The organism is Niabella hirudinis (assembly GCF_051201075.1).
Lineage (GTDB): Bacteria > Bacteroidota > Bacteroidia > Chitinophagales > Chitinophagaceae > Niabella > Niabella hirudinis.
The window spans coordinates 38,382-60,282 of sequence record NZ_JBPEHJ010000005.1 but is presented as its reverse complement, the minus strand read 5'-3'; the positions used below and the strand labels follow the sequence as shown (position 1 = coordinate 60,282).

At 46.2% G+C, this 21,901-nt stretch carries 15 protein-coding genes; 11 read left to right on the top strand and 4 right to left on the bottom strand.

Annotated features, from left to right (window positions below):
- Positions 1-35 precede the first annotated feature (35 nt).
- The 3 genes from GGU45_RS11105 to GGU45_RS11095 all read left to right on the top strand — a co-directional run bounded on the left by GGU45_RS11105 (position 36) and on the right by GGU45_RS11095 (position 2,471).
- On the top strand, positions 36-479 hold the full coding sequence (locus GGU45_RS11105; RefSeq protein ID WP_435224712.1) for a tail fiber domain-containing protein: 444 nt from the start codon (positions 36-38) through the stop codon (positions 477-479).
- A 116-nt stretch (positions 480-595) separates the two neighbouring features.
- Positions 596-2,143: a YifB family Mg chelatase-like AAA ATPase gene (locus GGU45_RS11100; RefSeq protein ID WP_435224710.1), complete on the top strand. Its 1,548-nt coding sequence runs from the start codon at positions 596-598 to the stop codon at positions 2,141-2,143.
- Positions 2,144-2,204: 61 nt separating this feature from the next.
- Positions 2,205-2,471, top strand: coding sequence for a hypothetical protein (locus GGU45_RS11095; protein WP_435224709.1), 267 nt, complete (start codon positions 2,205-2,207; stop codon positions 2,469-2,471).
- A gap of 26 nt (positions 2,472-2,497) precedes the next feature.
- On the opposite strand, the gene GGU45_RS11090 is transcribed toward GGU45_RS11095, so the two are convergent.
- On the bottom strand, positions 2,498-5,077 hold the full coding sequence (locus tag GGU45_RS11090; RefSeq protein WP_435224708.1) for a TlpA family protein disulfide reductase: 2,580 nt from the start codon (positions 5,075-5,077) through the stop codon (positions 2,498-2,500).
- A 191-nt stretch (positions 5,078-5,268) separates the two neighbouring features.
- On the opposite strand from GGU45_RS11090, the gene GGU45_RS11085 reads away from it, so the two are divergent.
- From GGU45_RS11085 to GGU45_RS11060, 6 genes are all read left to right on the top strand, one after another.
- Positions 5,269-6,051: a glycosyltransferase family 2 protein gene (locus GGU45_RS11085; protein WP_435224707.1), complete on the top strand. Its 783-nt coding sequence runs from the start codon at positions 5,269-5,271 to the stop codon at positions 6,049-6,051.
- Positions 6,052-6,062: 11 nt separating this feature from the next.
- Entirely contained in the window at positions 6,063-6,452 is a 390-nt protein-coding gene (locus GGU45_RS11080; protein WP_435224706.1) for a DUF2304 domain-containing protein, read from the top strand.
- On the top strand, positions 6,442-8,487 hold the full coding sequence (locus GGU45_RS11075) for a tetratricopeptide repeat protein (protein ID WP_435224705.1): 2,046 nt from the start codon (positions 6,442-6,444) through the stop codon (positions 8,485-8,487). Before GGU45_RS11080 ends, GGU45_RS11075 begins: the two co-directional genes overlap by 11 nt.
- A 66-nt stretch (positions 8,488-8,553) precedes the next feature.
- Complete coding sequence (locus GGU45_RS11070) at positions 8,554-10,356, top strand: ABC transporter ATP-binding protein (RefSeq protein WP_435224703.1); 1,803 nt, start codon at positions 8,554-8,556, stop codon at positions 10,354-10,356.
- Positions 10,357-10,813: 457 nt separating this feature from the next.
- Positions 10,814-11,587: a LytR/AlgR family response regulator transcription factor gene (locus GGU45_RS11065; RefSeq protein ID WP_435224701.1), complete on the top strand. Its 774-nt coding sequence runs from the start codon at positions 10,814-10,816 to the stop codon at positions 11,585-11,587.
- Positions 11,588-11,759: 172 nt separating this feature from the next.
- Entirely contained in the window at positions 11,760-13,808 is a 2,049-nt protein-coding gene (locus tag GGU45_RS11060; protein ID WP_435224700.1) for a hypothetical protein, read from the top strand.
- Positions 13,809-14,396: 588 nt separating this feature from the next.
- Here GGU45_RS11060 and GGU45_RS11055 read toward each other — a convergent pair.
- From GGU45_RS11055 to GGU45_RS11045, 3 genes are all read right to left on the bottom strand, one after another.
- A complete protein-coding gene (locus GGU45_RS11055) occupies positions 14,397-15,524 on the bottom strand; it encodes a cysteine desulfurase family protein (RefSeq protein WP_435224699.1) in 1,128 nt (375 codons plus the stop codon).
- Between the two features lie 175 nt (positions 15,525-15,699).
- Positions 15,700-17,088 (bottom strand): phosphoglucosamine mutase, encoded by a 1,389-nt coding sequence (gene glmM / locus GGU45_RS11050; RefSeq protein ID WP_435224698.1) that lies wholly within the window; start codon positions 17,086-17,088, stop codon positions 15,700-15,702.
- 505 nt (positions 17,089-17,593) lie between these two features.
- On the bottom strand, positions 17,594-19,567 hold the full coding sequence (locus GGU45_RS11045) for an LTA synthase family protein (RefSeq protein WP_435224697.1): 1,974 nt from the start codon (positions 19,565-19,567) through the stop codon (positions 17,594-17,596).
- Between the two features lie 275 nt (positions 19,568-19,842).
- Here GGU45_RS11045 and GGU45_RS11040 point away from each other — a divergent pair, with 275 nt between their 5' ends.
- Positions 19,843-20,460: a phosphatase PAP2 family protein gene (locus GGU45_RS11040; protein ID WP_435224695.1), complete on the top strand. Its 618-nt coding sequence runs from the start codon at positions 19,843-19,845 to the stop codon at positions 20,458-20,460.
- Positions 20,460-21,755: a hemolysin family protein gene (locus tag GGU45_RS11035; protein WP_435224693.1), complete on the top strand. Its 1,296-nt coding sequence runs from the start codon at positions 20,460-20,462 to the stop codon at positions 21,753-21,755. The genes GGU45_RS11040 and GGU45_RS11035 overlap by 1 nt, the downstream gene beginning before the upstream one ends.
- Positions 21,756-21,901: the final 146 nt, after the last annotated feature.

Genomic DNA, 21,901 nt, shown 5'->3' with positions numbered 1-21,901 from the left:
TTATTTTTTATTTCTTTAATTTAATTGATGATATCATGATGAACCACAAAATTGTTGTGCGTGCACTGGGTGCGTTTATTTTTTTAAGTTTGACAGCTGTTGCGGGTGCGCAAACCTTAACGGATAAGGAGCTTAAAACCCGGGTGACCGAAATTGAAAATCCATTGCAGAAGATTGTACAGCTGGAGCCCCGGCAGTTCGAATACAAAGCGAAGGATTATAAATACCTGAAGCTGGCCGAAGGGGCACAGTACGGTTTTATGGATGACAATATGAAAAAGGTATTTCCAGGGCTTGTTAAGGAAAAAAAAGTATCCTATATGTTTGGTAAGAATGCCTACCGGGATGTTAAAGTACCCACAATCGATGAGGCGGGGCTGATACCGGTATTGGTAGCTTCCATCAAGCAGCAGCAGCAGGAAATTGAAATGCTGAAATCGGAGCTGCTGAAACTGAAAAAAGAAACAGCCGGCAAGTAAAGCGGGGGACGCCCCGGATACGGGACGATGCGGCCGCTTCCCGAATATGCAGTTTAGAGGGATCCTTCAGGGGAACTTTGCCAACCGGTTTGGCTAAAATGCATTAACTTCATTTCATGTTGGTGAAAATCAATGGAAGCGCCGTTTATGGGGTAGAAGCCATCCCCATCATTATAGAAGTTAACTGGATGCCCTCGGGCAAAGACCCCATGATCGTTGGCCTGCCGGATAGTGCCGTTAAGGAAAGCTGGCAACGGGTGGAAAGCACCATCAAAACGAATGGATTTGAAATGCCCCGGACCAAGGTGGTGGTAAACATGGCGCCTGCCGATATAAAAAAGAGCGGAACGGCTTTTGATCTTCCGATCGCCATCGGGTTACTGGCGGCAACCGAACAATTAAAAAATGCAGCAGCGCTGGAAGGCTATGTGATCATGGGTGAATTGAGCCTGGACGGGGCGTTGCGTTCCGTCAGAGGTGCATTGCCCATCGCCATCCAGGCGCGTAAGCAGGGCTTTAAAGGGTTGATAGTACCAAAGGTAAATGCCCGGGAAGCGGGGATGGTAAACAACCTCCAGGTATATGGGGTGGATCATATAAAGGAGGTCGTTGATTTTTTTGAGAATGGGGAACAGGGGCTGACACCCGTGGCGGTCAATACCCGCGATGAATTTTTTTATTCGCAGTACGATTTCGATATCGACTTTTCGGATGTAAAGGGACAGGAAAATATTAAGCGGGCGCTGGAGATTGCAGCGGCAGGAGGGCATAATGCGCTGCTCATTGGCCCGCCTGGTGCGGGAAAGACCATGCTTGCCCGGCGCCTGCCCACCATTCTTCCGCCGCTGACCTTGCAGGAGGCGCTGGAGACCACCAAGATCCATTCTGTTGCCGGAAAATTGCCAGAGAACGCCACACTGATCTCCAGGCGGCCCTTCCGGTCTCCGCACCACACTATTTCCGATGTAGCCCTGGTGGGTGGGGGAGGCACGCCGCAACCAGGGGAAATTTCGCTGGCCCATAATGGGGTTTTATTCCTGGATGAACTCCCGGAATTTAAACGTGCAGTTCTGGAAGTGATGCGTCAGCCTATGGAGGAACGAAGAGTGACCATTTCAAGAGCAAAAATGGCTGTCGATTTTCCTGCCAGTTTCATGCTGGTAGCGTCTATGAATCCCTGCCCCTGCGGGTTTCATAATCACCCGGAGCGGGAATGTACCTGCCCGCCCGGCGCAGTGCAGAAATACCTTAACAAGATCTCCGGGCCATTGCTGGACCGGATCGACCTGCATGTGGAAGTAACACCGGTCCATTTTAATGAGCTCACCACCGCTCACCGCGAGAAGAGCTCTGAGGAAATACGGGAAAACGTGATCCGCGCCCGTGAAGCACAGCTGGACCGTTTTAAAGACCAGCCCGGGATTTATTGCAATGCTCAAATGAGCAGCCGGCAGTTAAAGGAAATCTGTGTTGTTGACCAGGTAGGACAGGCGCTGCTGAAAAAGGCGATGGAAAAACTCAACCTGTCAGCAAGGGCCTATGATCGCATTTTAAAGATGGCACGTACCATTGCCGATATTGAGGGATCCGAAAACATTAAGCCGGAATATCTTGCAGAAGCGATTCAATACCGGAGCCTGGACCGGGCGGGATGGGCGGGATAAGGAATGTAAAATAAGAAATGTAAAATGAGAAATTTAAAACGGGGAATGCAGAACCCGGTTCGTGAGGAGTGCGGCCGCTTCTTATGTTGATGACCTGGAAACAGAAAAGCCTGGATTGCTGCGGCAATATGGCGATAAGTCGTTGCACCAGCAATCCCACGGAGAATCCTTTTTTTCTTTAATGATGCACCGGTTTCACGGCCAGGGGCTCTATATTTTGGATGAGCCGGAGGCTGCGCTTTCACCACAGCGGCAACTGGCATTTTTAGTGCGGATGCATGAACTGATCAGAGCACAAATAAACCCGAATTACGATGAAATTTGTTGAATTTCGACTTACTCAGCAGACCCTAACTAATCCTGTTCCGCCAATTGATCAATTGCCTTTGTGAGCCCCGTCAGATCGCTGGGCCGGGGTGCATCCATATTTACAAACGCGCCTTTTTTGTTCACCAGCATATAAGTGGGAAAGCTGTTGACGCCTAAACGTTTTTCAATATTGTACTGCTGCTCCGTATCTAAATTATAATGAAAAACATTCTTGCCTTCCAGGTTTTTTTGTTTTATAAAGTTCTCCCAGGCCTTCCCGGGGGTATTGTTGGCGAAGTAAATGAACACCATATTCTTTCCCTCCAACGCTTTTCTGGCGGTGGGTACATGCGCCATTTCGGCCACACAGGGGCCGCACCAGGTTCCCCAAAAATCAATATATACCACTTTGCCCTTGTGGGGGGCTAATATTTCGGCAAGCAGTTTGTCCGCGTCCTGCGAGCCTTTTAAGTGTTCGGTTCTTTTTAAATTTTCCCTGTATTTTAAGGGGCTCCCGGTTAGCGTTTTCAATTGATTATTGGCGGCAATAGTCTGTTGTTTTAAAAAGATGTTTTTTAGGGGCTTTAATGCAATGGCTAAATTTCCTTCGCTTATGGGTACCGGCCGGCTTTTGAACACAACCCCATTGAGCGCGGCCAGGGTAAACAGGTCGGTCATGGTTTGGGGCAGGTATTGGGAATACGCGCGCTGTTGTCTTATAACCCAAAGTTCCAGCAATGTTCGTTCCTCAATCAATGACTGGTTTTCTTTTTGGAGTTTATTGTAATTACCTGCAATGGCTGAATCCGCAGCAACAAGCAGTTCCATTTTTATTGAATCCCCGGGAGTAAGTGTTCCCAGGCTTTTCATGGCTTTAAATGCGGCGTAGCTTTTTACGTTCCCGCTTGCGTGTATTTGTCCTTCCTGTATCAGGATATTAACCACATCAGTATTGTAAACGGATCTTGACCTGCCAGGGAAATAGTCATCCAAGGTATAGTCGATATAATCTCTCAAAAAAAATGCATTGTGCTGTATTAAGCTAAGGGGGGCTACATTGTTATAAAAAAAGCGGTTTTTAACGGTTGCCATATACGCTGCCGGAAATCGTTCATGGTGTTTCCGGTCTAACTGAAAACGTTTTTGCATCAGGTCAAACGCAATACTCATATCCGTGCTTTTATTGGCAAAGTATTTCAGCTTTTGTGATGCCGCAGGATAGGCTGCCAGGTAGCGCTTGTTGATCTCCTGGAGGCTATCCAGCTGTGCCAGCTTCAGGTGCAGATAATCATTACCCTTTAAGGAGTTTTCATAATTGTATTTTGCATTCCAGCCTGCCGTTGTTTTAGGGTTGATGTTGTTTTTAGAAATAAAGTGCCGGTACTTTTCCAGTTCGTTTTGTATCCGTGCCGAGCCGTAATATACCGTTTCTTTTTTTTGCAGATCATGAAACAAAAAATACCTTCTGCCCGGCTCCAGTACCGTTGCAATATAACTTCGCTCCCAGTCTAAATATACCTCCGAAGTATTTAACAGCGGCACTTTCAATGTAAACCTTCCCAGGCTATCCACATCGCCAAAAAATTCTTCAGTTTCCCCTTTTGCCCAGTTTTGAACGCTCGCCGAAAAAGGCTTTTCCATACTGTTATTTCTAAGGTACCCGGTAATGAATGCCGTATCGGTTTTCTTAAATTCCGGGTTGTAAAAAGCAGTATGATCGGCTGTGGTATAATCCGGCAGGAACTGGTCCACTTTTTTATACCGGATATACTGGTTCCCGTCTGCTGACTTTATCATAATCCCCGCACTATCCCTTTTTATGGTTAACTTCCGCAAGGCGCCTGTTTGGTTTTGAAGCGTCAGAACAATATCGTTTTTTTTCTTTTTAACCGATTGGTAATTCCAGAAAGCACCTTTGATAATTGAGAAGTCTTCAAAAAAACCATAGCTCCATTCGTTCGTCTGCGGATGATACCAGTTGCCAAGAAAGGAATATACCTCAGGGTGTTTTGCCAGTGGCGCATAATAAAATGTTTTAAGGTCATACACCAGTTTCAGGCTTCTGCTCCCCGGTGTAAGGTAAAAGATCCGGTGCTGTTTGCCGTTGTGTGCCAGTATCCAATACTGCTCCTTAAATACCTGGTAATGACCCAGCTGATCAATGTCCCATTTCTGTTCATGAATGGTGATACTGTTTTGACCAAAAGCAAGGCGCTCGTCCGTATTGTTTGCACCTGCCCATTTTTTATGCAGCCATCCGGGCCCCGGGCTTTCTACAGCCGCCAGGTCGGGGTTCGAGGCAAATCTTTTGCAGGTTAATGTATCCTTGCGGGCGCTGAACTGAAATTTTCCTGCTTGCGGGTCTGGGTTTAATACCAATAGCTCCAGTTTTTTGTCATCGGCGGAGCGCAGGAAAAGTGTAAGATGATTTCCGGTCTGCCCCATACTATCCAAAGCGTAGGCCTGGTAATAATACTCCACGTAATCACTGGCAATTTGAAACCCGTTCCAGTTACCCGGTTTGTTTACAGAAAACTGCCAGTAGCCGTGTAGCGATGGTGGAATTTGTGCTTTTAAAACAGCAAAATGGCAGATAAGCAGCAAGGTTAGTATTTTGTATTTCATGTTGGTTTTTTGTTTTATTTCCGTGATGCTAAAAATTCTTCCGGCGTATAACAGGGCCGTTTTTTTGTCTGATGTTTGGCAAAATCCTTTTTATCAAATCAAAAACATAATATCACCTTCATTATTATGTATATATTATTAAATGAATATACGCAGAAACAGCGTCATTTCAAAATCGTGTTTTTAGGAGTGTGCAGGATAGGAAGGCGGCCTATTTTACAATCGCAACGGTAATTTCCCCGCTTTCTGTTAGTTTTGCGGCTATGGTTTCCAGACTGCTGATTATAATACCCTGCTTTAACGAAGAAACAACACTGCCCCAGCTTTTGGAAAAGTTGAAAAATACGGCTGTTCCCGAAGGATATGAATATGTGCCGGTGGTGGTGAACGACTGCTCTTCCGACAGGACGGCTGCCGTGGCAAAACAACACAATGTACGGGTACTCAACCTGGTCAATAACCTGGGAATCGGTGGGGCGGTGCAAACCGGCATCCGCTATGCGCTGGAGCAGGGCTTTGACCTGGCGATACAGATGGATGGCGATGGGCAGCATCCACCGGGGGAAATCGTGAAACACCTGGCGGCCATGAGCCGGTACAATGCAGATGTGGTGATCGGCTCCCGATTCCTTACCAGGGAAGGGTTTCAAACTTCTTTTCTCAGAAGAATCGGCATCCGGTATTTTTATGGCCTCAACCGGATCCTGACTGGCAAAAATATCCACGACAGTACTTCCGGTTTCCGGTTGCTTGGTAAAAAAGCCATTGCACTGGCTGCCCGGCATTATCCGGATGATTACCCGGAACCGGAGTCCCTGGTCTTTTTTTCAAGAGCCGGACTTTCCATTAAAGAAATTCCGGTGGTCATGAGCCCGCGGCTCGGAGGAAAATCATCCATCAACAGCTTTGCGTCCCTCTATTATTTTATAAAAGTGACCTTAAGCATGTTCTTTTCCTATATTAGAAAACTCTAAAGCCTGTTTTTATGAGCAGAATTCAGATTATAGCTATTGTACTTAATTGTTTATTCCTGGTTTATACTTCCCGGCTGATCATCAGGGGAAAGCTGAGAGAAGAGTATGCGCTGGTTTGGTGGATCTGCGGCGGACTTTTATTAATATTCTCTATATGGGCAGGGGGGCTTGAGGCGGTGGCGCATCTGCTGGGGGTATATGAACCGGTGAACCTCGGTTTTGCAACGATTATTTTTATTATTCTCATCTACCTGTTGCACCTTTCTATAGCTAACTCAAAACTGCAGCGTCATATAACCCGGCTTACGCAGGAAATAGCATTAATGAAGGCGGGCGCAGCTGAAAAAAAAGATCAACATAACATTCAGAATCCATCAACAACCGTCGAAAATGAAGCCTGATAAAAAATTACGGATAACCGGGTTTGTCTTACTGGGAATATTAATCCTTGTTTATGCCAATCATTTTAATAATGGTTTTCATTTTGACGATAGCCACACCGTTGAAGACAACGTAGCCATTCGCAAAATAAGCAATATTCCTGCTTTTTTTACCAATCCGGATATGTTCAGCAACAGCCCCAATCATAAATGGCTGCGACCGGTTGTGACCACTTCACTGGCGGTAGATTACTGGCTGGCCGGGGGACTTTATCCCTTTGCGTTCCAACTATCTACCTTTCTTTGGCATATCCTTCTTTGCGTCCTTCTTTTTTTAACCTATAGAAAGCTGCTGGCTGCTTCGATGCAGCACAAATGGGTGCCTTATATTGCATTGTTTGCCGCAGCCTGGTTCGGATTTCATACGGCCATAGCGGAAACGGTTAACTATATTATTTCCAGGTCCGATGTGTTGTCAACCACATTTATTGCGGCCTCTTTTTATATCTATATAGCTTTTCCTCAAAAACGGAAGTGGTTTCTTTACATGGTGCCCGCCATCCTGGCGGTGCTTACCAAGGAAACCGTGATTTCGCTTCTTGCCATTTTGTTTTTTTATATTCTTTTCTTTGAGAAGAACCTTTCTGTCCGGGCTGTTTTTCAAAAGCGGAATTTTCGGACCGTGCTGCGGATTTTTTATACGCTCCTTCCCATGATCCTCATCCTGGCGGCATTGCAGGTCTATACGCTTTCAAAAATATCTGCTGCATCAAGGGATTATGGGATGTCGAACCCGGCGGGCTATTACTGGCTTACCCAAACCTATGTATGGTTCCTGTATTTTAAATCGTTTTTTCTGCCGCTGCACTTAAGCGCAGATACGGATCTGCCCGTTATTACCAGCATATTTGATGGGCGTATTTTAACCGGTTTGGCTTTTGTGGTACTCCTGGTTATAGCCATTTTCAGATGCTCCAAAAAAAAGGAAACGAGGCCGGTGGCGCTGGGTCTCATCTGGTTTGCCGCTTCTTTATTGCCAACCTCAGTTAGCCCCATGGCCGAGGTGATGAACGATCACCGGATGTATTTTGCCTTTACCGGTTTATCGCTGAGCGTGGTAACGGCGCTGGCATTGCTGGTTCTAAAAGGGGCAAAGCAGGGCAGCAGCGTACGCATAAGTCCGCGTGTAGCAGGAGTCCTTTGCTGTCTGATTCTGGGTCTGAATGCCTATGGAGTTTATAAACGAAACCAGGTATGGAAAACGGAGGAATCCCTGTGGAAAGATGTTACGGAAAAGAGCCCTGGCAATGGAAGAGGCTGGATGAACTATGGTCTTGCACTTATGGGCAGGGGGAACTATGAGGAAGCGATGCGCAACTTTAAAAAAGCGCAGGAACTGACACCTGCTTACAGCACACTGTTTATCAACATGGGTATTGCAAGTGGGGGAATGAGCAGGGATGCCGATGCCCGCAATTACTTCAACACCGCCATTCAATTGGCGCCTGCCGAATTTACCCCCTACGCTTTTTATGCGCGTTATCTGCTGCAAATAGGAGCGCTGCAGGAGGCAAAGGCGAATGCAGAAAAGGCTTTGTCTTTAAATGCTAATTCTATGATTGCATTGGATGCGGCCATGGGCGCCTATCAGGCCCTGGGTTTGTGGAGCGATTTGGGCCGGACGGCTGCACATGTATTGTTGGTGAATCCCGGTGACCCGGAGGCGCAGCTTTTTTTAGAGGCTTCCAAAACAAAAAAAACAGTATCCCCCGCCAGTAGCGCGATGCCTGCAACATTAGAATCGGCTGAAGATTATCTCAACCTGAGTCTTGTGTACTACAATGCAGGCGCATTTGATCAATGCATTGAAACTTGTAAAAAAGCGCTGGCGCTGAAACCTGCGTACGCAGACGCCTATAGCAATATGGGGGCTGCTTATAACAGCCTGGGGCAGTGGGATAAAGGGAAGGCAGCCTGTGAGCAGGCTTTAGCGATAGATCCGCATCATAAGCTTGCGGCAGGCAACCTGCAATGGTCTATCAACAAACACCAATAAATTAAATTCTTTGTTGTTAAAAATAGGGTGCAATTTTGCCATTCAATTTTTATTATTGAATACGCTATGCGCATCCTGCTACAATACATAAAACCCTATCGCTGGCTGGTGGTGCTGGCATTGTTCCTCGCAGCGGTAAACCAGGTCTTTTCGCTTTTTGCCCCCATGATCAGCGGAAAACTGCTAGATCTTTTTGCCACCAACCCGCATTATTTCGATGCGGAAAAAACGGTGCCGCGCACGGAGCATCAATATCTTTTTGGAGGCAATGGCCGCCAGGGCTTGTTTTTTTTCCTGATGCTGCTGATTGGCACCGCCATGGTAAGCCGTATTGCAAAGGCCTTCCAGGACTATTTTGTAAACGTGATTATCCAGAAGTTTGGGGCTACTATTTTTACCGATGGTTTAAAACATTCCATGCGGCTCCCCTATCAGGATTTTGAAGACCAGCGAAGCGGGGAAACGCTTTCGATCCTGACAAAAGTGCGTACCGATACGGAAAAATTTATCACCAGCTTTATTAATGTTTTCTTTGTCATCATCGTAAGTATTGTATTTGTTTCTGTGTATGCATTCCAGCTGCACTGGTCCATTATGCCCGTGTATGCCATCGGCATTTTTGCCATTGCCTATGTTACCAGTTTGCTAAGCCGGAGGATCAAAGTGATCCAGAAAAACATTGTAAAGGAAACCACTGCATTGGCAGGAACCACAACCGAAAGTTTGCGCAATATCGAAATTGTAAAAAGCCTGGGGTTAACAGAACAGGAAGTGCAGCGGCTCAATAATAATACCTTTAAGATACTGGGGCTGGAACTAAAAAAGGTAAAAAGCATCCGCGCGCTGAGTTTTATACAGGGTACCATGGTGAACTTTTTACAGCAGGTGATTGCATTTACCCTGCTATGGCTCATTTTTAAGGACGCCATTACCCCGGGGCAGTATTTATCGCTTTCCTTTTATGGTTTTTTCATCTTTGGCCCCATGCAGGAAATCGGCAATATCATTATTTCTTATCGTGAAGCCGAAGCTTCTTTGAATAACTTTCATCAGCTGATGCAGCGAAAGGCAGAGCCAAGGCCGGCCAATCCGCGGGAGATCGGGATGATTGAAACCCTCGATTTCAACCACGTGGTGTTCCGGCACCAGACGGCGCATTTCAATGCATTAAATGACATTTCTTTTACGGTGCAGAAGGGAGAAACGATTGCCTTTGTAGGGCCCAGCGGGTCCGGGAAAAGCACGTTGGTAAAATTGCTTGTGGGGCTGTACCGTCCGGCAAAAGGCAAGATCCTTTATGACCATGTAGATGGCGATGCCATCGATTTTGAGCAGCTGCGGGTGCAGATCGGTTTTGTAACACAGGATACCCAGCTTTTTGCCGGTACCATCCGGGAAAACCTGTTGTTCGTGAACCCCCGCGCAACGGTTGCCGAGCTGGATGATGCATTGGAAAAGGCGAGCTGCACCGGTTTGCTGCAGCGTGCCGAAAAGGGGCTTGATACGGTGATTGGAGAGGGAGGGCTCAAATTAAGCGGTGGCGAAAAACAGCGCATTGCCATTGCCCGCGCGTTGCTGCGGCACCCGCATCTGCTGATTTTTGATGAAGCCACCTCCGCTCTGGATTCGATTACGGAAGAAGAGATTACCCGGACCATCAAGCTGGTATCTTCAAAAAAGAACCAGATCACGGTGCTGATTGCCCACCGGTTAAGTACCATTCTGCATGCAGACCGGATCTACGTGCTGGAAAAAGGCGAAATTGTGGAAACCGGAAACCATGCGGGGCTGCTGGAACAAAAGGGGCTTTATTATGCAATGTGGCGCCAGCAGATCGGAGAACGTAAAAAAGAAGCGACATTGACGTAGTGAATAGGCAATTTGAAAATTTGAAAATGTGGAGATGTGGAAATCCCGCAGAGCGGGACAGGTCTTGAAACGAAGCTGCGACCGGAAAGAACTATTTTGGGGGATGAATTTTTGCCTTTTAAATGGTGACATTGCGCTCTGATAGTCAATAGTCAATAGTTAATAGTCAATAGTATACAATCCGTTGTAACCTTCAACGATCTTCAACCACATTAAACCACCCTTCCGCAATCTTGAAACCGGAACGAAATAGCCAACAATCAATTATGTATTAAGAATCAACTATTTAAGAAAGGGAGGAAAAAAACATAGGGAAAAGTTAATATTTTTTTAAAAGTTGATATATATTGCACCTACCAATACGTTTTTTTCTGTTATGGGGTAAAGGTAGTGGGCTCGTTGGCATTTGTAAAACATAACTGCGAAAAACAATCATTTAAACAAGCTGTGATTATCTATGAGTTTTAAAATTCAGATTGTTGAAGAGGATAGGGTTTCATGGAACTTGCTGAAATTTAAAATGGAAACTGTAACCGATAGCCAATTGCAATTCCTGGAGTATTGCTCCTCTATGGAACAGGCTATTGGCGCTATTTTCATGCATCGCCCGGATATCCTGATCTTCGACCTCAGGCTTTTGAAGAACAAAGAATTTGAGATTATTGAAAACCTGGTCAACCAGAAGATTCTCCGGGTTAAGATCATGGTAACCGCATCCCCCAACCAGCTCAACCAGCTTCAGAATATCATCGACATGGGCGTTACCTCATTGATCATGAAGCCTATCAATTCCAATGATCTCCGGAAATCCATGGGCCGGGTAATTGGTTTGTTGCATGAGGAAGCAAAGGAAGTGATCGAGGATCATTTTATTACTTTAAAGGCTAATCGCTCCCTGCTGTATGTAAATCAGCGGGATATTCTTTTTGTGGAGTCCAACCGGAATATCTGCGAGATCACTTTTAAAGACGGAACTCAAAAAACCGTAAATGAAAACATCACGTTTATCGACCAGCGGATTCACCTCAAAGAATTGGTTCGGATTGATAAAAGCACCATTATTAACATTTCAAAAATCGTATACCTTGACAGTGATGTGTTTAACAAAGAATGTAAGTTAAAATTGAGCAATGGGGGTGAAATTAACAAATCGCTTAGCAAAATTGGCATGAGCCGTTTGTATAAAATCGTATCCCACAATCGTAAAAACGAAGGACGAATTGTTTTTTAATGTTGTTTCGTCCTTTAAAAATCACTTTATGTCCTTTGTTATTAAAAGTAAAAACAGAACATCGTATTCTTGTGCGATAATAAAAAAATCAACCCTGCGTAAGCCGAAAAGCAGTTTTTAGAGTAGGCATTATTTAATCATTAACTAGTCAATAAAATTAAATTAAACTTTTATGAGACGTACATTCTTATCCGTCCTAGTTCTGGCCTCCCTGCTTACAGGTCTGGATGCCTGTAAAAAAGGAGACACCGGTCCTGCGGGTCCTACAGGTCCTACCGGCGCTAAAGGCGACCAAGGCGCTGCTGGCGCGGTTGGCGCTGCTGGTGCTAAAGGTGCTGATGGAACAAAAATTTTTAACGGCACGACTGACCCAGGTGGTAACGTAGGCGACTATTGGTTCAACGCAACTACCAGAACGCTTTATGGCCCTAAAACTGCTACAGGTTGGGGTACCGGTACTGCTTTAAACGGCCTTGATGGTGCTAAAGGCGCTACCGGCGCAACTGGTGCTACCGGTGCAACTGGCGCAACTGGTGCTACCGGCGCAACTGGTGCTACTGGTGCTACCGGCGCAACTGGTGCTACCGGCGCAACTGGTGCTACTGGTGCAAAAGGTGCTTCCTTCTATTATGGCGCTGGCGCTCCTGTAGCCATGAGCTATGCCGAAGGTGATTTCTATTTTGACACGAATACTTCTACTTTCTACGGTCCCCGCTCTTCCAATGCTACAGGCGGTACATGGTCTGCAAACCAGGTTCCTCTGGGAACTGCTTATGCAGCCCGTACTTACTACCTGACCCGTGGTCTGGAAAATGTTAACGAAGTAGCTAATACAAGAAAGAACGGTCAAAGGACTTCTTATGTATGGGGTGATGTAAAAATCAGTTCCAGCTATTTCCTGAATGCTGACGATCTGAATCGCATCAGCAAATACCCGGGATGGGGTCTGAACCGTGAGATGATTTTCCAATCAAATCCTGTTGGCGCTCCTGGTGTTTATGATTATATCGTATCCAATGCAACAAGTGGATTATATGGATTTGGTGGGTTCCTTTCTCCTGCTAAAGTTGGTGCTAAGTTCCGTTATACTCAAAACTTCACTAATCCTTACCAGGAATTTACTTTAACACAGGATGACATCGATCGTCTGACTGTAGATAATGGTAATGCATTTACTTACCTTACGTATGCTGCTGTAGATCAGTCTGTAAATCTGGCTGCTGCTGCTGTTGGTGATCGTCTGGAGTTCCACAGAACTAAGAAAGTGGTAATTACTTCCCTGACTGATGCTCAGGCGAATGCAACCGGCGAGTATCATGTTAAGTATACGGCGCAAACGAAGATCAACATCAACACCATCCCTGGTTTGATGAATAAGATCGAATCTTACAAACAAGATGGTAAAGTATTCCTGAAATACCGTTATGTAGATGCAACTACAGGTACTCCTCGTTGGGAGTCTGGTGCAAATTCTCAAATCGGTTGGGTAGATCTTACTTCTAACTACCTCTATCAGTATACTGTTGGTGGAGCATGGTATGGTCCTAACATGAACAGCTACCAGACAGCAAACGTTCCAGGATTTGGCGGTTCTTATCCTTCTGGCGGTTTCGGAGCTAATCCGTTTACCTTAGGTGGTGCAAATGTTCACCCCAACAGTACCAATGGTAAAGCTTTGGGTGAAGTAGGTAATATCCTGAGCCTTGGTACTGACCAAGTTGTTACTGCCAATGCCACTCAGCAATTCAGAAGCGGTGAAATCGTTCTGAACTGGGATATCGCTTCTGGTTCTAACTGGTCCAATACTGCAACCCTGGTTCCTTACGGTCCGCTTACACTGGTTAACCCCAACAATTCACTGAATGTTGTAGGAGATAGCTATTATGGCGGAAGCCTTGGAAACTGGGCTTACAACACTACAAATACAGCCATTCCTCATTGGATCGCCGGTATTGCTAATAACGTATACTACCGTGCTCCAAACGAGTTAACAGCTACAATTGACGGTGTTACTTATGCAATCCCCACCAGCGGTGTAAATGCGAACACAGTTCCAAGAATTGATATCGTAAACGGTAAGCCTAAAGAATGGTTTAACCAGCCTTTGGTTCAGGTTCAGGTTCTGGCGGTTCCCGGAGAAATTGTAAAAAGCGCTGCTGCTAAAGGCATCAACGTAAATGATGGTGCTGCTATGGCTCGCTTCGCTGAGTCTCAGAAATAAGATTCATTCCAATCAGCAATCTCCGGATTGTTGACGAAAGAATAAGACTTAAAATAGAAAAGCTGTCTCTGTATAGAGGCAGCTTTTCTATTTTTGGTATAGTGCGACAGCCCTGAATGTCCGGGAATTCGCAACGCATGGAGTTACCGGTTTTTGTTATGAGCGGACCGGAACAAAAACAAAAAGATGGCTGAACGCTGAATGCTGAACGCAAAATGGGAAACGCTGAATGCAAAATGCCGTTTCCCTGAGGCCATTGATGCATAGATCCGGGGGAATTTTAACAGTGACCAAAAATACCTCAGGGACGGTGCCGCAGGCGCTATCAGTGGCAATCGCAAAAGTTATAACACAAGGAAGCAGTGTTTCAGTGGCAACCATGAAAATTGCTAAGGAACCGACATTGAATGCTCATAAGTCATCACATCTTGCGCAGTTCTGCGGCAGGGCACTGCACAGGAGCAGACCTGTGCAGTGCTGTTACTTTTTGCTATGCTGCGGTTTAATGACGGCTCCGCACAGACCGGGAGGTCTGCGCGAGATAAAACATAAAACATTCAGTGCTTCTGAGGCTCGGTGGTATAAGCATCATATTAACGCTGTCAGCGTCTCAATTGTGTGGTCGATCTCTTCCTTTGTATTATGCTTGCTGAATGAAAAGCGTACCGGGACCAGGTCCGCAGCAGTGTCTAAAGCTGCTATTACATGTGAGCCCTGGGCGGCACCGCTGCTGCAGGCACTGCCCCCGGAAACACAGATATTGTGAATATCCAGGTTGAATAACAGCATTTCCGAACGTTCGGTTTGGGGGAAGGAAACGGAGAGCACCGTATACAAACAACTGCCCAAAGCATCACCGTTAAAAATAACCGTAGGAATCTTTTCCTGCAGGCGCGTGGCCATATATTGCTTCAGCTCTTTAATATAGGCGGCCTCTTTTTCATAGTGGAGCATAGCCAGGTCCAGCGCTTTTGCAAAGCCCACAATACCATATACATTTTCGGTACCGGCGCGCATATTACGTTCCTGCCCGCCGCCGAAAATAAAGGGCTTTATCTGAAGCTTGCCGTTTACATATAAGATGCCCGCTCCTTTTGGCCCGTGAAATTTGTGGCCGGAGGCGGAAATAAAATCAACATCGATCCGCTGCAGGTCAATCGGGTAGTGACCCACGGTTTGCACGCAATCCGAGTGAAAAATGGCGCCATATTTCCGGCAGAGCGCACTTACGGCATTCATGGCCAGCAGGTTCCCGATTTCGTTGTTGGCATGCATCAGGGTTACCAGGCACTTGCGTTCCTGCAACGCCAGCTGTTGCTCCAGGTCCTTCAGGTCGATATGTCCGTCCGCCAACAGGTTTACCAGGCTGTGGGTAATGGTTTGGCCATCACAGTAGTGTTCTACGGTATGCAGCACCGCGTGGTGCTCGATGGCCGAAGTGATGATATGGGTACAGCCCAGGTCGTTGATGGCAGCGCTGATGGCGGTATTGTTACTTTCGGTTCCGCCGGAGGTGAAAAAAATCTCACCGGGCTTTACATTCAGATGACGGGCTACTGTTTTTCGCGCGGTTTCCACGGCAAGGCGGGTTTCTCTGCCATAAGAATAAACCGATGAAGGGTTACCAAAATAAGTAGTCATGTAGGGGAGCATCGCATCCAGTACTTCCTTGTCAAGGCAAGTGGTTGCGGCATTGTCTAAATATATCTTTTCCATTGAATTTTCCTTCCTTTTACCCGGTGGCAAAACGATCTGCAAAGTTAAGGAAGCTATGGCATATTGATTTTGTAGACTACACGGGTTGGAGTTTCAAGTTTTACGTTCCAGGTTTCAGGTTGGTTCCAACGTGAAACTTTAAACCTGGAACATGAAACGGCTTAAACGCTCCGTGTTACATGCATTCCTTAATATCCTGCATCAGTTTCTGTGCAATATTGCGGGCTTTTACCTCAAAATCACTTTCGGAATAAATACGGATGATGGGCTCGGTGTTCGACATTCTTAAATGCACCCAATCCTCGTTAAATTCAATCTTCAGGCCGTCCTCGTCATTCAGGGGGAGCTTGCTGTATTTCTCTTTAATCCGGGCAAAAATCGATGGGAGATCGGTGTCTTTGTCCAGCTCAATTTTGTTTTTGCTGATAAAGTAATCGGGGTACATGCCGCGGAGCGATTTGATGCCGCCCTTTTGGTTGGCCAGATGGCTCAGGAATAAGGCAATCCCGATCAGGGCATCGCGGCCGTAATGAAAATCGGGTACAATAATACCCCCGTTACCTTCACCGCCAATAACGGCATCCATAGATTTCATTTTGGCAACCACATTCACTTCCCCAACGGCAGAAGGATAATAAGCGCCACCGTGCTTAAGCGTGATCTCCTTTAATGCCTTGGTGCTGCTCATATTGCTTACGGTATTGCCCTTGCGTTGGGTGAGGACATAGTCTGCTACGGCCACCAGTGTGTATTCTTCTCCAAACATGCTGCCATCTTCATTTACAAAACAAAGACGGTCCACATCCGGATCTACGGCAATACCCAAATCTGCTTTTTCTTTCACTACCACACTTGATAGCTCTGTTAAATGATCGGGCAGCGGCTCGGGGTTGTGGGCAAAATTACCGGTAACGTCCCCGTTCAGGACAATCACTTCCGCTACACCCAGGGCTTTCAGCAAGGCCGGAACAAAGATGGCCCCGGTAGAGTTAATGGCGTCTACCACCACTTTAAAATGCTTCTTTGCAATGGCTTCTTTTTGCACGAGCGGGTAGGCCAGTATGGCGTCAATATGCTTTTGCATATAGGTGTCGTTCTGCTCAATTTTTCCCAGCTTGTCAACAGGGGCAAATTCAAAGTTTTCGGCTGCGGCAATCTCCAGCAACTCCCTGCCCAGTTCGGCCGAAATAAATTCGCCATCGCTATTCAGCAATTTAAGTGCATTCCATTCCTTCGGATTATGGCTTGCGGTTAAAATAATACCGCCATCGGCTTTTTCCAGGGGTACAGCAATCTCCACTGTGGGGGTAGTGCTGGGCCCAAGGTCTACTACGTCAATTCCCAAACCGCTAAGCGTTGCCGTAACCAGGCTGCTGATCATGGGGCCGCTGATGCGCCCATCGCGTCCCAGCACCACTTTTATTTTTTTTGACCCGTTCGCTGCTTTTTTAAGGATCGTTCCATAAGCTGCTGTAAACTTAACCACATCAACGGGAGATAGCGTTTCTCCAGTTTTGCCTCCAATTGTTCCGCGGATTCCGGATATACTCTTTATAAGCGACACGTTGTAGCGTTTTAATTTTTTGAATGGGGTTCTGTGCCGAACCCGGCCTTATTGCGGCTGCAAAAGTACGCCCCTTCCGCGAGATTATTTTAGTTATAACATTACTTTTATGGAAAATGTGCAACCCAGGGGGCAAAACATTGATTCTGGATTCTCGATTCTGGATTCTTGATTCAATGCCGTTTTCTTCAAGGTATGACTGGGAAAGCTGACCAGGCCCCCAGGTTTCCGCTGCCTGCCGCTTTCTGTGAAAATCTGAGTCCCCATCGATATCGCATAGGCGTCAGGTTAATTTTGCTAAAAGGAAAGCTGCAGCGCAGCGTTGCTCTTATTAGCAACGAACACAAAAAAAAATGGAGGTGCAGCGCACCGGTAATAACGCCCTCTGCATGCCATTACCGCCGCGCTGCGGCTGGGAATATCCGTTGTGTTACTTCAAACTACAGATACTATCGGCGCTCTGCGCCTCTGGCCATAACCTGTATAGCCGGGTGCTAAAAGTTGGTTAAGGCATTCGTTTATTATTGAGCAGCAGGTATTGTGCGGTTTGGTAATAAGCGTTAGTAAGGGCGCTCATTTTTTTGCGGACGGAGTCCAGTATCCGGCGGGGATAGCGGATTGTGGTATCAATAGGGGTCAGGTCTTCTTCGGCAAAATCAAGGCTTTTTACATAGTAAAACTGGTCGTTTACGATACCGATTTTTCCGGCGGTATTAGTAATAAAGGCGATATTTCCCTTTTTGTCCGGTGCCAGAAGATCGCGGCCCAATGTAAAATTTTCATAAGGACGTTGCAGCAGTCCTGCAATCGTAGGCAACACATCAATTTGGGAAACTGTTTCCTTTCGTAGTTGGGGCGCCACCAGGTAGGGCGCATAAATCAAGAAGGGGACGTGTTCGTCCGAAAGACGGTGGGTGGTCCAAACCGCGGGATATACGCTGGTGGCATTGCCGGCAACTCCGTGATCGCCTATAAAAACAAAGATCGTATTGTGGAAGTAATCTTCTTTGGTTGCGGCTTCAATAAACTTTTTAATGGCATAATCGGCATACCGGAAGGTATTGTATTCTTCGATGGATTCAAACCCATTCGTCAGAAGGCTGTCTTTTGAAATGTTTTTCTTCTCAAAATCCTGGTCGGTTTCGGGAATGGTGTAGGGCCGGTGATTATCAGAGGTTTGTATAATAGCAAAAAAAGGATTTTTTTCTGTTTTAAAAACATTGTTTGCTGCCAGGAAAAGATCCTTATCGCTGATACCCCAAACATTGATCCGGGGTGCCGGGATGGTTTGTTCCGTATGCAGCCGGAGGTTGTTGATATTCATCAGCAGGCCTTCAAAATTATTGAACCCCGGATCGCCTCCTAAAAAGTAATGCTTGGAATAATCGGTAAAATTATTGATGATCGTATTTTGGTCAATGGCTTCGGGGTTGCGGGTAGAAAACTTAAACAGCTGAACATCCGGCGTGCCTGTAAGAATTGCGAAAAGCCCTCTTGCGGTGGAAAAATGAGGAGTGAAACAACGTTCAAAGAAAACGCCCCTCCGGCTCAATGAATCAAAATAGGGAGAGGCATTGAGCCGGTTACCGCTCATACTGCTTTTGTACATGCTGTACGACTCACAAACGACCAGCACAACGTTTGGCTTGCTTTCCAGGCTTGAGCTATGAGGCGCTACCGTTCGTTTAAAACCAAATGGTGCTTTGGGCGGAAACTGCAAAAATTCAGCCATAAGCGGAAAAGCCTCGCGGGCACCTTTTTCGTTGATCACCGGCTTGCGGAACCGCATGGTTGAAAAAAAGTTTTGCAGGGGGTTAAGGGCAAGATAGGTTTTAAAACTGTCTTTAAGCGCAAAGGAATCCTTCCATTTTAAAGGAGTATCGTCAACTTTGCCATAAACAAAAAGACCCAGTAAAACCGCGGTAATCACAAAAGGATACCTGCGATGGGGGATGGCCTTGCCGTCTGTGAGGTTGATGACCTGCCAGTGACTTTTGTTGAGCGCCCATTTGAAGCATACAACTGCCGCAGCCAGGCCTACCAGTATCCAGATCAGCGGGTAGGTTTGCCAGATCATGTTGAGCGAAATGCCGGGATCTTCCACAAAATTCATGGCGCCCGCATCCAGCCGCGTCCGGTTATAAGAAAAACTCACCATATCGGCAATAAAGAACAGGAATAGCAGGAAGGTGATCGCGGCCAGGTACCAGGTCCAGATGCGTTTATTACGGGCGGAGTAAAACGGGGAAAAGCCGCGTTTGTAGCTAAACAGGACCACCGGCAGTAGGAAAATTGAAATCCACCGGAGATCATATTGAATACCCAGGGCAAAGGAAGGAATGCAATCTTCAAAGGAAATGCCGGGGGGCTTGAAGGCAAAAAAAGTAACAAACCGGAAAATAAAAAACAGGGCAAAAAGTACCAGCCCGGTGTTAATGACCCACAGGATCGTTTTTGGTATTTTCAGCCTCGATAACATAGAGCTGCAAACTTAGTTAAAGTTTCACGTTTAAAATTCAAGGTTTCATGGTTTCCCCGATGCCCGGTTTTTATTCCCGTGTTTTTACCCGCGATAATCATCGAAACATCGGGTTGCGGGTTGCAATGGGTGAAATGCTGCTGAATATGATTGAATGTGGTTGAATGTTGAGGTTTGCTGATCAGCCTCCGATTTTCACTCCCGATAGGAGCCATCGGGATCCACATTTTCACATTTTCAAATCTTCAAATTAACACATTGCCTAAATTTGCTCCATGACCCGTTTTTTGTATATCCCCTTCCCGGACTGGCTGGTAAAGGCCGACCGCTGGCTGTTTGAACAGATCAATATCAAAGCCGCCAATCCCTTCCTGGATGCATTGCTGCCGCTATTTCGCAACCCCTATTTATGGGCGCCACTTTACCTGTTTGTGGTGGTCTTTGTGCTCCTGAACTTTAAAAAGCACCGATGGCTTTGGTTATTGCTGTTTTTGTGCACCGCGGCCAGTACCGACCTGGTAGGATCGCACCTGTTTAAACATGTTTTTGAGCGGCTACGGCCCTGTAATGACCCGGAAATGGCCGGGCATGTGCGTATGGTGCTGGGGCGTTGCTCCGGGGGATTTAGCTTTGTATCTAATCACGCTATTAACCATTTTGGGATCAGCATGTTCTTTTTTGTAACCTTCCGCCGGTACTTCAGATATGCCTGGGCGCCGCTGGTATGGGCCGGCATTATCGGACTGTCACAGGTTTATGTGGGCGTGCATTATCCCTTTGATGTACTGGGCGGAACCGTTCTTGGAATATTAATTGGCCTGTTTTGGGGCAACTTATTTAATAAAAGGTCCGGATTTCATATCTTCGATAAGGAACCAACCGAAATAGATTAATGGAATTATTCATAATAGCCTTATTGATTTTACTCAATGGACTATTTTCAATGTCAGAAATAGCGCTTGTATCGGCCAGGAAAGCAAGACTGGAAGCCCAGGCAAATAAAGGGGATAAACGGGCAGAAGCAGCGCTGAAGCTGGCCAGCCATCCGGATGTTTTTTTATCCACCGTTCAGATCGGTATAACGCTTATTGGTATTTTGACCGGTATTTATTCCGGCGAAAAAATCACGGGCCGCATCGCTTCCTTCGTGGAGCAGTTTCCTGCTATTGCTTCTTATAGCAAAGGGATTGCCACTACAACCGTGGTCATCATTATCACTTATTTTACACTTATTTTTGGGGAACTGGTGCCCAAGCGCATCGGTCTTTCCCGCCCCGAAAAAATTGCAAAATTTGCCGCGCAGCCTATGCGCTGGGTTTCGATCATCACGTACCCGTTTATCTGGCTGCTTACAAAGTCGAGCGGACTAATAGGAAAGCTGTTCAATATCAAAAGCGAAAACAATCAGGTAACGGAAGAAGAGATTAAAGCGATCATCAGCGAGGGTACGGAGCAGGGCACACTGGAGGAAACCGAACAGGAGATCATCGAACGGGTGTTTCACCTGAGCGACCGGAACATTACTTCACTCATGACCCACCGCAGTGATATTGTGTGGTTTAAGGTGAATGATACGGAAGAAATGATTCGTGAAAAAATTTTAAAGGAGCCGCATTCTATTTATCCCATTTGTGATGAGGAGATCGATGATATCAAAGGTGTTATTTCGCTAAAAGATCTTTATACGAGTAAGGATACGGTTCCTTTTAGTGAACTGATGCGCCCGGCCCTTTTTGTACCCGAGAATAATACGGCATTCCGGGTGATGGAAAAGTTTAAAGAATCGCAGCTGCATTCCTGTTTTATTGTGGATGAATACGGCAGTGTGCTGGGAATGATTACGCTGAACGATATTCTTGAAGCGATCATTGGTGATATGCCCGAAGAAAATGAAGACGATTATGAAATCACCCGCAGGGATGATGATTCGTTCCTGGTGGATGCCCAGATTCCGTTTTACGATTTCCTGTCATATTTTGATAAGGCCGAATGGATGAATGAAGGAGAGCAGGAATTTGATACGCTGGCGGGATTCATCCTGCACCGGCTGAAGCAGATACCGGCCACGGGTGATAAACTCGACTGGAACGGCTTCGATTTTGAAATCATTGATATGGACGGTCACCGGATTGATAAGGTACTGGTGCATATTAGTGAAACATTAAAAGAGGAGATGGATGAGGGGTAGGGGAGTGAGATGTTGTTGGTGAGATGTAGATAGTGAAATGTTTTTAGTGAGATGTGGTTGGTGAGAAGTTGTTAGTTAGGGCTGGGATTAGGTAGGATTGGAGTGGTGATTTTTTAAGAGTGTAAAATAAATGGTGAAAACAGTTT

Bases quoted from the DNA above. Each gene is read 5' to 3' on its own strand.
- GGU45_RS11090 (WP_435224708.1), bottom strand. From the start codon at position 5,077: ATGAAATACAAAATACTAACCTTGCTGCTTATCTGCCATTTTGCTGTT.
- GGU45_RS11105 (WP_435224712.1), top strand. From the start codon at position 36: ATGATGAACCACAAAATTGTTGTGCGTGCACTGGGTGCGTTTATTTTT.
- GGU45_RS11055 (WP_435224699.1), bottom strand. From the start codon at position 15,524: ATGGAAAAGATATATTTAGACAATGCCGCAACCACTTGCCTTGACAAG.
- GGU45_RS11035 (WP_435224693.1), top strand. From the start codon at position 20,460: ATGGAATTATTCATAATAGCCTTATTGATTTTACTCAATGGACTATTT.
- GGU45_RS11100 (WP_435224710.1), top strand. From the start codon at position 596: ATGTTGGTGAAAATCAATGGAAGCGCCGTTTATGGGGTAGAAGCCATC.
- GGU45_RS11060 (WP_435224700.1), top strand. From the start codon at position 11,760: ATGAGACGTACATTCTTATCCGTCCTAGTTCTGGCCTCCCTGCTTACA.
- GGU45_RS11040 (WP_435224695.1), top strand. From the start codon at position 19,843: ATGACCCGTTTTTTGTATATCCCCTTCCCGGACTGGCTGGTAAAGGCC.
- GGU45_RS11065 (WP_435224701.1), top strand. From the start codon at position 10,814: ATGAGTTTTAAAATTCAGATTGTTGAAGAGGATAGGGTTTCATGGAAC.
- GGU45_RS11045 (WP_435224697.1), bottom strand. From the start codon at position 19,567: ATGTTATCGAGGCTGAAAATACCAAAAACGATCCTGTGGGTCATTAAC.
- GGU45_RS11070 (WP_435224703.1), top strand. From the start codon at position 8,554: ATGCGCATCCTGCTACAATACATAAAACCCTATCGCTGGCTGGTGGTG.
- GGU45_RS11075 (WP_435224705.1), top strand. From the start codon at position 6,442: ATGAAGCCTGATAAAAAATTACGGATAACCGGGTTTGTCTTACTGGGA.
- GGU45_RS11080 (WP_435224706.1), top strand. From the start codon at position 6,063: ATGAGCAGAATTCAGATTATAGCTATTGTACTTAATTGTTTATTCCTG.